Raw genomic sequence first — 11,561 nt, 5'->3', positions numbered from 1 at the left:
GGCCTCGAAGAACTGATCGAGACGTTTAAAAAACGCCTGGAAGAGCAGAAAGAGCGCCATGCAGGGGGCAATAAATGGATCGGCACCGGCGGCACCAGCCCGTTTGGCGCCTACGGCTACAACCCGGAAGGTATTCGTATCGGCCAGGACGGCTCGCGCCACCGCCGTGCCACCAAGGTATGGGACGAGCGCCGCTTTCGCGACTACGACGACTCGTTAGAGCTGGGCACCCGCAATATCAAAATGGCGCTGCGCCGCCTGCGCAAGTTTGCCCGCCAAGGCGCGCTCGAAGAGTTCGACGTTGACAGCACTATACGCGCCACCGCGCGCGATGCCGGGCTACTTAACGTCCAGATGCGCCCTGAACGCCACAACGCGGTGAAGGTGCTGCTGTTTTTGGATGTGGGCGGCTCAATGGATGACCACATTCGCGTTTGCGAAGAACTGTTTTCGGCGGCCCGCTCTGAGTTCAAGCACCTGGAGCACTACTACTTCCACAACTGCCTGTACGAAGGGGTTTGGCGTAACAACATGCGCCGTGGTAATGAGCGTATCCCAACCATGGATGTGCTTCACACCTACGGCGCGGATTACCAAGTAGTGATTGTCGGCGATGCAGCTATGTCACCCTATGAAGTGACCCACCCAGGGGGCAGCGTAGAACACTTTAATGACGAAGCGGGTGGCGTCTGGCTTCAACGTTTATGCGCCACCTTTCCACACCTGGCGTGGCTCAATCCAATGCCGCCACGCGCCTGGGAAAGCACCTACTCCACTCAGCTTATTCGCGAGCTTATCAACGACCGAATGTACCCGATGACCATGGAAGGCTTGGAAACGGCCATGCACGAACTGGCGAAGAAGTAAATCTACCCAACGTGACGAGTCGTCATTAAAGCGTCGCGGGAAAGTCACTCAGGCCGCTCAAAAACGCCTGTTTGGCTGCCTCGAAAGCCTTGGGGTCATGTTTAAAACGACGCAAAATAAGCGCTTCGTCTAACCCTAAGGTGGGTGCCAGCTCGCGAACATTTTGCGCCGGGTGACGCGCCCCCAAGCCAATACGTTTGCCACCCACTCCGCCGAACCAGCGCTTGATACCACTCTCGCGGTAAAACGCTTCTTGTTCGCCAGTATCCACCTCAACACGCAGCGGCGCTTTTAAGCTAAGTTCATTAATCAAGCGCTGCTTGGCATCTAACTGGTCCAGCGTGCAGGCGTGGGTAATCGTCATCCCCTCACCCTCTTCATCTAATACCAGCAGCGCCAGCGCCTGCGGTTTTCCTTTTGCATCAACGGCAGCAAATAAGCGTGCGGCCTGCTGAGCAAACAAAACAGTGCGAGTGCCGGCAAACACGACGAGCGGCGTTAAACCAGCTTCTTGGCCGTAAACTTCAGCGCATAGCCGCGCTAAACAGGCATCGCGCTGGGCCTCTTCATTGACGTGTATGACCTTCATTTATCCCCCATTGCCGACATAAAAGCCGCAAGCCTAGAGTAATCACCGCTATTTTGACAGTGCATAATGCCTACCCTTGTTCTATTCATGATGACTGGCATTGAACACTAGCACTATTGCCCTGTCGTAGAGGATGTATGTGCGATCAGCAACTTAGAAGGAATTAGCATGCCGACCTATACCAACGATCCGACACTGCCCACACCGAGCTTTCCCGGTAGCCACATGGTCATCGACGACCACTATGTGTTCATTTCAGGGCTAACCGTCGCAGATTTATCTAATGGTCACGCGGCTCGAGGCAACGTAAAAGAAGAAACACGCCTAGTGATGCGGGCCGTCTCTCGCATGCTTGAAATGGAAGGCGGCAGTTTTGCTGATGTAGTGCGCGTAGATATTCACCTCACTAACCTGCACACGCTTCAAGAATTAGATAGTGTGTATGCCGAGCACTTCGATCCCGGCCGCTATCCTGCTCGCACCTGCACTGAATCGGCAAACATCGGTGGCGGGTGCAGTGTTGAGATCACCGTGATGGCGCAGCGCGCTAATCATTAATTTTTTTAAAGACAAAAAGCCAACTTAATGGCTTTTTGTCTTACGTCCCCAGCGTAAATCTGCTTTAGAACCCGGTTAACATACCTGAAGGATATGTAAGCGTCAGCAGGTTCGCCATTCCCACTAGGAAAATAGCGACGCCTGCCGCCATTACTACTGCAGTCATAGGTTTCACGCGGGCCACCAGCAGTAAGAAACCTAGGCAAAACACAGGGGCGGTCAGCATTAAACCGAACACCATCACGCATACAATCACGGCGAAGAAGCCGGCCACCCAAGCTAGCTGCGGGAGGAATGTTTGAACCTGCCACTTTATCGGTTTGATGATCGTTCTGATAATTTCCAGCAGGCACGCGACCACGATAATGGCAATCGCCAGCCTGGGCATGATGCCGCCTAACATAGAAAGATCAGCATAGCTCAGCCATATGTAACCGGCACCTACTAACAGGCTACCTAGCAGTGCTACATCAAGCGCGCCCAGCGACAGCGAATCCCCCTCTTCCTGAGCAGTCAAATGGGCCATAGAATCTTTGGCTTGACGGCGCTTTTGCAGATAGCTGCGCAAAGGAGGAAGTAATAGTGATGCCGCAATCATTGCGCCAATAATCAGCACACCTGGCCTCGTAAAGGCTGCAGCGCCTTGAAACTGGGCAGCTTGATAAAAGTATGTTTCAGCACCGGGCGCGAGCACAAAGCCAATCAAAAAAGCGGGCCGAGACCAGTTCGCCTGTTTAAACAGCACGCCAAACGCTCCGACAATGCCGAGTGCAAAAAAATCACCCAGCGAGCGCGTCGCTTGATAGGCCGCAAAGAGTATTAAGACAGTAATTAGGGGCGCTAAAATCACGAACGGTACCCGCGTTAAGCTGGAAACCGGACGGGCCAACCCTAAGCAGAGAGCGGCACCTAAAATATTAGCGAGCGCTAATGACCAGATAATGGTGTAAGTCAGGTCAAGATTCGTCTCTAGCATGCTGACACCTGGCTGAAGACCAAGGAGCAGTAAACCGCCTAGAAAAACCGCTGCGGTGCCTGAGCCGGGAATACCAAAAAGCAGAGTGGGCACCATCGCCCCGCAGGCACACGCATTGTTAGCAGACTCTGGCGCAATTACGCCACGAATATCCCCTTTACCAAACTGCGATTTATCCTTAGCAGTCTGCACCGCATGCCCATAAGTAAGCCAATCCACCACCGAACCCGCCAAGCCAGGAACCGTTCCAATTAAACTGCCGATGCCTGCGCAGCGGGCCACTAGTCCAGGCCGTCTAACAACATCCTTCATTCCCTCTTTCCAGCCCTGGCCTAATTGGCAGGGCTCCTCCGCAATCGCGCCGCGCTTGCCCAATAAGTCAATGATCTCAGGTAATGCGAAAATACCTAAACCCACTACTACCAAAGGCAACCCGTCATACAGATAGTCAAATTCGAACGGCAGCCTGAACTCACCAGTGGCAGGAGCCATACCGATCGTCCCCACTAATAGCCCTAGGCCACAGGCAGCAATGCCTTTAAAGACATCCTTGCCCGAAAGAATCGCCACCATTGATAGCCCCAGCAACGTCAACATAAATAGTTCAGACGAAGAGAAAGACAGCACAATCGGCCGCGCGACGAGAATAAAGGCCGTGAGAACAGCCGCACCGATGAGCCCGCCAATCATTGAAGACAGAAACGCACTGGAAAGCGCTCTTGCAGCCTGCCCTTTTTTAGCCAGTGCAAAGCCGTCCAGCACGGTCGCTTGTGAAGCACTTGAGCCAGGAATGCCCAGTAGCACGGAGGAGAAAGTATCGCCTGTGGGTATCACTGCTACTAACCCCATCAGCATACCTAGAGCAACTGAAGGCTCCATACCATAGAGGAACGGTAACAGTAGTGACATGCCAGCAATGCCGCCAAGCCCAGGAATGATGCCCACAACAAGCCCAATGAGGACACCAATAACCATGTACATCATATGCGGAACAGTAAACAACTGCCCCAAACTAGAGAATAAGACGTCAGACATTGTCATGGCTCTTATGTTGTTTAGTGTAAGGGTGCCCAAAAGCACCACTTAAGTAGTGCTTTGTTGGTGTTAACTCTTTCTGTTAAATACGAGCACCGTGCTGCTCTAGCAGCCACTCGGACAGCCACTCCCGCGTAGCATCATCAAGCGACATGGCATCCTTCAGATGTTGCTCGACGACCTCACCGACAACCGGCGTGTAGGGGCCAAGCTGAGCCATTGCTGCGTCTTTAAACGCTTCTGTATCCACAAAACCACGTGCCGCATCGCGATACTCCTGAATCAATTCCTCTGGTGCGTCACTGGGCAGCAGTATTAGCTTTTGAAGCGTGAACCCGGATGCAAAGAACTTGCGATAAGCCTCAGCTGCTAGGCCGCTGGGCGCTTCTCCATGCAGTGTTTCGTAAACCTCATTAAACGTCGGTAAATCAGGGAAGGCGGGGTCACGAACAATCTCACCACTGTCGCTGAGCACACCCAATGAAAAGAGCGGAACCGCTCGGTCAGTCTCCACCAAACCTTCCACGCTGGTGAAATAGGCAGAGGTAGTTTGGAAATCGATATCCGCCTCACCTCGTTCGAAGGCTAGTCGGCCTTCCCCACGGCTACTCATCCCCGAGACCGCCTTCACATCAACTCCGAGCAGATCAAGCGCAATCAATACCGGCAGCTCTAGCCCTGTATGGCTTTGCACAGCAAATGTAACTTGCTGACTGGTCATCGCATTCAGCACCTCCTCTGCGGTGCTTCCTAGGCTAGGCTGTGCATACACTACCCCTCCTGTCGGCGTCGCTAAAATCGGTGTCCAATCGTCGTAACTATAACGTACACGCCGATCTTTCAGCATGGCAGGATACTGAGTAGAAGCTGAGGTACCTATCCACTGACTGCCATCCGAGGCTGCCCGCATGGAAAACAAGTTAGCGCCATTAATAGAGCCGCCACCAGGCACGTTATCGATCACCAGCGTAGGGTTACCTTGAATATTGTCGCTCATCCAAGTAGTAAAGAAGCGTGCCCAGACGTCGGTTCCACCGCCTACACCAAACGGAATGGTCCAATGAATGGTATCGGGCACGTTCACATCGTTAGCCTGAATATTCACGCTGATAGCACCCAGCGTTGAACAAGCAACGACAAGTAGCGCTTTTTTGTAAGTAGTGCGCAATGCAGGCAATCTCAGAGCGTTAAGTGGTTTTTTATTCAAAGTGGTCATGGCGATACTCCTGTTATTAATTATTGTCATTTAGTGATTTTTTAAGGTGGCTTAATCGACAGCCTCAACAGCATGGTTGTCCATTTTCTGTGAAGGGAGTGCGTAGAAAATTTGCCCACTCATAATTTTACGAGCCGTTCGGATAAGCGATACACGCGCCAAATCAAACGCATTCTCTTGGCGATACTCCGCCGTAAGCTCAATAGAGCCTGATGGGTGTTCTAAGACAACCTGAGATAGAAGCTTTCCAGCAGAAAGCTTCTTTGTGCTGCTGGCCATGTGATTGGCAATCGAGCCAGGTACATTAACCGCAGCAGCAACGGCCATCGCCCCCGTTACGGCAATAGATTTATGGCAGCGATGAGGCACAAAATAACGAACATTAAGCGTATTCAATTCCGCTTCGGCCGCGGAGATCAGCACGACCTTTGGCAAAACGCTTTGGCTAACATCACCCATTCCCATTCGCAGCCCCGCTTCACGGCGAAGGGTTTCTAAGCGCGTTAACAAGGGTGCATTGTTATCTAATTCAGCAGGCGACTCATAGCCCGTTAGTCCAACCGACTCAGCCCGCAGTAACATAATCGGGGTGGCCGCATCGATGCAGCTCACCTCGATACCATCAATCTCATCACATGCTTTCCCCGTGGGTAACAGTTGGCCTGTTTTACTTCCCATGATGTCTAAAAAGCTGAGTTGAATGCCTGCAGCACTACCTGGAACGCCGCTAATGGTGATACTGCCTTCGTACTGCACCTGCCTCCCCGGTGTAGGTACATGGCACTCGATCAGCCGTTGGGTATTTAAATTATGCACCCTTACCACGGTGATATCGTCTTGCGGCTCTACCAGCCCCGTTTCTATTGCGTACGGCCCGACGGCAGAGAGCATGTTGCCGCAGTTAGGATTAAAGTCGACGCGCCTATTCACCACATCAACTTGAGCGAATAAGTAATCAACATCGGCATCAGGGTGCGATGAGCGCTCTACAATAGCCACTTTGCTGGTGAGTGGGTCTCCACCACCAATGCCATCAATTTGTAGTGCATGGCCAGACCCCATTAAACTAAGCAGTATTTCAGCCTGCTGTTCTTGGTCACTGGGCAGATCTTTCATACGTAAAAAAGGGCCTCTAGAGGTTCCTCCACGCATTACCACACAAGGAATACTGTTCATTTTGCTCCGCCATAGTTAGCGATGACTGTATGGACGAAGAGTGTCAGCCAATCTTTAATGTCTCAAATGCAAATATAGATTGCTATAAATCCGTTTTATGCATTAATGTGTTTTAATTATTAAACCACCTCTTTTGCGCAACAATCCTATGCTGCATAGACTCGAATTTCTTGATCTACAAGCCTTCATCCTGGTCGCTGAATTGGGCACTTTTCATGAAGCCGCTCAGCGCTTGCATTTGTCTCAGCCAGCCCTTACAAGGCGCATTCAAAAATTAGAAGAACTCCTTGAAGTTGAACTACTTGAAAGAACAACACGACGCACTCGTCTAAGTCCTATCGGAGCCGATTTCTTGCCCCGAGCGAGACGAATGATAGAAGAGTATGAGTCCTCCATATTGGGAATTCGTGAACTGGTCACCCACCAAAAGGGCACGGTGACGATAGCCTGCTTACCCACGGCGGCATTCTACTTTTTGCCTAGTGTCATTCGAGTGTTCAGCGAAGCTTGGCCTGGAATTCGCATTCGTATCTTGGATGTCAGTGCCAACGAAGGCTTGGAGAAAGTGATTAACGGCGAAGCAGACTTTGGAATCAATATGATCAGTGCGCAAAGTTCCGAAGTACGCTTCACACCACTACTCCGCGACCCCTTTGTACTGGCACTGCGCTCCGACCATCCGCTTGCTAGTAAACAGCAGGTTGAGTGGAGCGACTTGGAGGAAGTGCGGCTTATCACAGTTAGCCGTGATAGTGGGAATCGCACGCTGCTTGATAACGCTCTGTCAGCAGAGGGCATTCATCTCAATAGTTTTTACGAAGTCCAACACTTATCCACGTCGTTAGGACTTGTCGAGTCAGGGCTGGGAGTGGCTATTTTGCCGCGCATGACCATGCCAGGCCCTGATCACGACACGCTCTGCTCTAGAGATCTGCCCGAGCCACGCATTCAGCGCTCTATTGGTCTGGTGCGAAGTAATTCACACAGTCTATCCAGCACCGCACAGTTATTTATTGATTTACTGCTAAAGCACTGGGTTAAAGAACCCAGTTAACAGCTTTTATCGACGCCAGCATCAATCAGCGCAATAACTTGCTCTATATCAATACTCGCCTCTAGCATGTCAGCCAAGCGATTAAGCTCACGTTCACGGTGAGCTTGATAATCACTTGATTCCGCATGGGTAAGGCCCAGTTTTGTTAGCAACGCTTGGCAAGCATCGGGGTGATCAAATAACCCATGCAGGTAAGTACCCATTATTTGGCCATCGTCACTAACGGCCCCTTCAGGCTTACCCTGTATATGAAAAAGCGGCGAGTTAAGCGCTAAGCCCTGGCTGACGCCGTTATGAATTTCATACCCCTCGACAAGGGCAGGTTGATCTGACAGCACGCCACTAACGTTGCGCAGTTGCTTGCCCGCTACCATTTGCGTTGTAAGGGGCAGCAGCCCTAGCCCGGCCACTTTTCCTGGTTGCCCCTCCAAGCCATCAGGATCGTCCACCCACTCGCCCAGCATTTGAAAGCCACCGCAAATACCCAGCACCGTCCCGCCGTAACGAAGATGGCGCTGAAGCGCCTTATCCCACCCTTGACGTTTTAGCCACGCAAGATCGCTGGCAGTGCTTTTACTACCGGGCAAAATGATCGCATCGGCAGCGGGAATTGGCTGATCAGGCCCAATAAAACGCAGCGAAACCTGGGGGTGTAAGCGCAGCGGATCAAAATCGGTATGATTGCTGATGCGTGGAAGCGCGGGAACAATAATATTGATCACAGCGCTGCGCTTTTCTGCCTGCACGACACCAATGCTGTCTTCTGAGTCCAGCACTAGCCCCTGAAGATAAGGGAGTGTTCCCAATACCGGCTTTTGTGTGCGTTTTTCCAGCCACTCAAGACCTGGATTTAATAACGCAATATCGCCACGGAAGCGATTAATAATAAAGCCTTTTGTGCGCGTCTGCTCACTCTCACTAAGCAGCGCCAGCGTGCCTACTAACTGAGCAAATACGCCGCCACGATCAATATCGCCCACCAGCAGTACGGGGCAATTTGCCGCTTCGGCAAAGCCCATATTGGCAATATCGCCTTCACGTAAATTGATTTCCGCCGGGCTACCTGCGCCCTCGGCAATAATTACATCAAAGCGGCTTTCCAGCGCCTGCCAGGCGGCCATCACGTTCTCTTTCGCGGTGCGCTTATAGGCGTGGTAATCCAGTGCATCCATATGACCATGCACCTTGCCGCGCAAAATCACCTGAGCTCCGCGGTCTGTTTCAGGCTTTAGCAGCACAGGGTTCATATCGCTGTGCGGCGCCAAATAACATGCCTGCGCCTGTAGGGCTGTAGAGCGACCTATCTCGCCACCATCTTCAGTTACAGCGCTGTTAAGTGCCATGTTCTGAGGTTTAAACGGCGCGACTGATATGCCACGCCGTGCCAGAGCGCGACATAACGCAGCCACCACCGTGCTTTTACCGGCATCCGAAGTAGTGCCTTGAATCATTAGTGTGGCCATAAGAAAGCCTTGCCCAGGTGAACTAACGCGAGACTTTAGCGGGAGGTGCACCGCTTCGCAACGTAGTCAAATAAAACAGACCGAGTTATCAGTGCAACAAAACCACGCTGTCACATGAATAACGCCAAAAATACTTTTTACCGCCATCAGTTCGTCACATGCGCTGGTTAGGCTGACACCTAACAAATGAGATCGATCTCATTACGCGAACGATAGGTGTCGGCATGGCAGATTTACTCAGTGTGGCAAAGCGAGCAGGGGTCTCTCGCGCTACCGCGGCACGGGCCTTTTCAAGCCCCGACTTAGTGCGCCCAGCAACCCGCGAAAAAGTATTCAATGCGGCCCAAGAATTAGCATTCAGGCCCAACAAAGTTGCGCAGCAGCTGCGCTCACAAGCCACACAAATGATTGGCGTGATGGTGCCCAGCCTCGACAACCCCGTCTTTGCTGAGCAGCTGCAAGCTATGGAAGTGGCGGCTCGCGACTCAGGCTACTCCCTAATCGTTACTACCAGCGAGTACTCGCCCAGCCGTGAAGGCAACATTGTGGAAGAGATGCTGCGCCAGCGCGTAGACGGCTTAGTGCTCACCGTCGCCGATGCTAGTAACAGTGACGTACTGGATAAGCTGCGTCTGGAAACCATCCCTTGCCTGCTGGTCTACAACCCACCTGGGACTAGCGGCTTTACCTCCATTGGCGTCGATAACCTTGCCGCTGGTGCTGATGCTACTCGCCACTTAATCGCCCTGGGGCATGAGCGCATCGGCATGGTCGCCGGCCCATTGCTGCAATCAGACCGTGCTCAACAGCGTTACGAAGGTTATTGCCAAGCAATGAAGAGTGCCGGTTTCTTGCCTCATCAGCTTGTGGAAATGGCTCGTCATACCCAAGCCGACATCGCCAGCCTCAAGCCAGCGCTACAAGGTTTTCAATCTTTTAGCGCTGTTATTTGTCCCAATGATCTGCTTGCTATCAGCCTAATCGGAGAGCTGCAACGTGCAGGCTTTGCTGTGCCCGACGACCTTTCGGTGATGGGGTTTGATGGCATCGCTTTAGGTCAGTACCTCTATCCATCGCTATGCACTATTGAACAACCGCGTGCCGATATAGGACGCGCGGCGGTTCACACCTTATTAGCCATGATTCGGGGAGAAAACTGCACGACAGCTCCCCTGCCCCACGCATTGCGTAAGGGCGAAAGTACTGGAATACCGGCATCACGCAAGTCCAACGCAGGCACTACTCAGAGGAACACGTTATGAACCTTAAGCGCAGGCATATGAAGCGTATCTATCAAGCATTACTGACCACTGCGGCTATCGCTACATCAGCGGCAGCGATGGCTCAACCTGACGATAACGCGATTTGCTACAACTGCCCACCTGAATGGGCTGACTGGGGGGCACAGCTGCGCTTGATCAAACAGGAAACCGGCATTCACGTACCGCAAGACAATAAAAACTCCGGCCAGTCCTTAGCCCAGCTGGTCGCCGAAGCGGGTAGTCCAGTGGCCGATGTTGTCTACTATGGCGTCACCTTTGGCATCCAAGCCATGGCGGAGGACGTGGTCACACCCTACCAGCCCGAACACTGGGAAGAGATCCCTGAAGGGCTTAAAGATCCCGAGGGCAACTGGTTCGCCATTCATTCCGGCACCCTCGGTTTTATGGTCAACGTTGATGCGCTAGATGGCGCCCCAGTGCCCACCTCTTGGGAAGACCTGCTTAACCCCGAATACCGTGGCATGGTGGGCTATCTTGATCCCGCAAGCGCCTTTGTAGGCTACGTGGGCGCTGTGGCGGTCAACTTAGCGATGGGTGGCGACCTTAATGATTTCACACCCGCCATCAACTACTTCAATGAGCTGGCCGATAACGCTCCCATTGTGCCCAAGCAAACTAGCTATGCACGCGTGCTTTCCGGTGAGATCCCTATTCTGCTTGATTATGACTTCAACGCTTATCGCGCTCGCCACAATGACGGCGCCAACGTAGAGTTTGTCATTCCCCAAGAAGGCAGCGTGGTTGTGCCTTATGTCATGAGCCTAGTGAAGGATGGCCCTAACCCCGACAATGGTCAGCAAGTGCTTGATTTCGTGCTTTCTGATCAGGGGCAAGCTGTCTGGGCCGATGCGTATCTACGCCCGGTGCGTGAGAGCGCTATCTCAGCAAAAGCACGTGAGGTTTTTCTGCCTGATAGCGACTACGCCCGCGCCGCAACCGTTGACTACTCTGCAATGGCGGCTGCTCAACGCAGTTTCTCTGAGCGGTACTTATCGGAGGTTCGTTAACCATGAAAGCAGCATCCAAGCAGCCCTTGGGGGCTGCTTCTTTTTCAACTCGATGGATGGTTTTAACACTACCCGTGCGGCATAAAAGCCTCGTGGCCGTACTCGCCTTAATGCCTGCGCTCATTGTGTTCTGCGCTTTTTGGCTACTGCCTTTTTCACGCTTGATATTGATGGGCGCCGAAGCAGACCGAAGTAGCGGCGTAAGCGCTTATCTCACTATTCTCACCCATCGCCAGTACTTAATCAGCATAGTGACAACCGTTGGTATCTCACTCGTTGTCTCACTAACAGCGGTCGCTATTGCTGGCTTTGTGGGCTTTTTTCTAGCCCGTCAGCA

General features: G+C 52.5%; 10 protein-coding genes and 1 pseudogene. 6 read left to right on the top strand and 5 right to left on the bottom strand.

Translation table 11 applies throughout. The features are described from left to right. A partial coding sequence (locus ACTH5D_RS15335) for a vWA domain-containing protein (protein ID WP_441672758.1) occupies positions 1-867 on the top strand: 867 nt, incomplete at its 5' end. 25 nt (positions 868-892) lie between these two features. Here the strand turns inward: ACTH5D_RS15335 and ACTH5D_RS15330 are convergent. Next, a complete protein-coding gene (locus tag ACTH5D_RS15330; RefSeq protein ID WP_441672756.1) occupies positions 893-1,456 on the bottom strand; it encodes a hypothetical protein in 564 nt (187 codons plus the stop codon). Positions 1,457-1,624: 168 nt separating this feature from the next. Here ACTH5D_RS15330 and ACTH5D_RS15325 point away from each other — a divergent pair, with 168 nt between their 5' ends. Further along, positions 1,625-2,014 (top strand): RidA family protein, encoded by a 390-nt coding sequence (locus ACTH5D_RS15325; protein ID WP_441672754.1) that lies wholly within the window; start codon positions 1,625-1,627, stop codon positions 2,012-2,014. A 64-nt stretch (positions 2,015-2,078) separates the two neighbouring features. On the opposite strand, the gene ACTH5D_RS15320 is transcribed toward ACTH5D_RS15325, so the two are convergent. The 3 genes from ACTH5D_RS15320 to ACTH5D_RS15310 all read right to left on the bottom strand — a co-directional run bounded on the left by ACTH5D_RS15320 (position 2,079) and on the right by ACTH5D_RS15310 (position 6,417). After that, positions 2,079-4,025 (bottom strand): tripartite tricarboxylate transporter permease, encoded by a 1,947-nt coding sequence (locus ACTH5D_RS15320; RefSeq protein ID WP_441672752.1) that lies wholly within the window; start codon positions 4,023-4,025, stop codon positions 2,079-2,081. Positions 4,026-4,107: 82 nt separating this feature from the next. Further along, positions 4,108-5,241 carry a tricarboxylate transporter gene (locus ACTH5D_RS15315; protein ID WP_441672750.1) on the bottom strand — a complete coding sequence of 378 codons (1,134 nt, stop codon included), beginning with the start codon at positions 5,239-5,241 and terminating at the stop codon, positions 4,108-4,110. Positions 5,242-5,292: 51 nt separating this feature from the next. Then, entirely contained in the window at positions 5,293-6,417 is a 1,125-nt protein-coding gene (locus tag ACTH5D_RS15310; protein WP_441672748.1) for a 4-oxalomesaconate tautomerase, read from the bottom strand. 148 nt (positions 6,418-6,565) lie between these two features. Here ACTH5D_RS15310 and ACTH5D_RS15305 point away from each other — a divergent pair, with 148 nt between their 5' ends. Next, complete coding sequence (locus ACTH5D_RS15305; protein WP_441672746.1) at positions 6,566-7,471, top strand: LysR substrate-binding domain-containing protein; 906 nt, start codon at positions 6,566-6,568, stop codon at positions 7,469-7,471. Here the strand turns inward: ACTH5D_RS15305 and ACTH5D_RS15300 are convergent. Beyond that, entirely contained in the window at positions 7,468-8,934 is a 1,467-nt protein-coding gene (locus ACTH5D_RS15300) for a cobyric acid synthase (RefSeq protein WP_441672744.1), read from the bottom strand. The genes ACTH5D_RS15305 and ACTH5D_RS15300 overlap by 4 nt on opposite strands. Positions 8,935-9,158: 224 nt before the next feature. Here ACTH5D_RS15300 and ACTH5D_RS15295 point away from each other — a divergent pair, with 224 nt between their 5' ends. The 3 genes and pseudogenes from ACTH5D_RS15295 to ACTH5D_RS15285 form a co-directional block, all read left to right on the top strand. Continuing rightward, entirely contained in the window at positions 9,159-10,196 is a 1,038-nt protein-coding gene (locus tag ACTH5D_RS15295) for a LacI family DNA-binding transcriptional regulator (RefSeq protein WP_441672742.1), read from the top strand. Then, positions 10,193-11,224, top strand: coding sequence for an ABC transporter substrate-binding protein (locus tag ACTH5D_RS15290; RefSeq protein ID WP_441672740.1), 1,032 nt, complete (start codon positions 10,193-10,195; stop codon positions 11,222-11,224). Before ACTH5D_RS15295 ends, ACTH5D_RS15290 begins: the two co-directional genes overlap by 4 nt. 2 nt (positions 11,225-11,226) lie before the next feature. Continuing rightward, positions 11,227-11,561 (top strand): annotated as a pseudogene (locus tag ACTH5D_RS15285) (ABC transporter permease); the annotation flags it as partial.

The organism is Halomonas sp. (genome assembly GCF_052095695.1).
In the GTDB taxonomy this organism is placed as follows: domain Bacteria; phylum Pseudomonadota; class Gammaproteobacteria; order Pseudomonadales; family Halomonadaceae; genus Vreelandella.
Note: the sequence above shows the minus strand (reverse complement) of the source record. Positions and strands in the feature narration are given on the sequence as shown.

What these genes read in the sequence shown, in the direction of transcription:
- ACTH5D_RS15330 (WP_441672756.1), bottom strand. Translation starts at nt 1,456, where the DNA reads ATGAAGGTCATACACGTCAATGAAGAGGCCCAGCGCGATGCCTGTTTA.
- ACTH5D_RS15325 (WP_441672754.1), top strand. Translation starts at nt 1,625, where the DNA reads ATGCCGACCTATACCAACGATCCGACACTGCCCACACCGAGCTTTCCC.
- ACTH5D_RS15320 (WP_441672752.1), bottom strand. Translation starts at nt 4,025, where the DNA reads ATGTCTGACGTCTTATTCTCTAGTTTGGGGCAGTTGTTTACTGTTCCG.
- ACTH5D_RS15315 (WP_441672750.1), bottom strand. Translation starts at nt 5,241, where the DNA reads ATGACCACTTTGAATAAAAAACCACTTAACGCTCTGAGATTGCCTGCA.
- ACTH5D_RS15310 (WP_441672748.1), bottom strand. Translation starts at nt 6,417, where the DNA reads ATGAACAGTATTCCTTGTGTGGTAATGCGTGGAGGAACCTCTAGAGGC.
- ACTH5D_RS15305 (WP_441672746.1), top strand. Translation starts at nt 6,566, where the DNA reads ATGCTGCATAGACTCGAATTTCTTGATCTACAAGCCTTCATCCTGGTC.
- ACTH5D_RS15300 (WP_441672744.1), bottom strand. Translation starts at nt 8,934, where the DNA reads ATGGCCACACTAATGATTCAAGGCACTACTTCGGATGCCGGTAAAAGC.
- ACTH5D_RS15295 (WP_441672742.1), top strand. Translation starts at nt 9,159, where the DNA reads ATGGCAGATTTACTCAGTGTGGCAAAGCGAGCAGGGGTCTCTCGCGCT.
- ACTH5D_RS15290 (WP_441672740.1), top strand. Translation starts at nt 10,193, where the DNA reads ATGAACCTTAAGCGCAGGCATATGAAGCGTATCTATCAAGCATTACTG.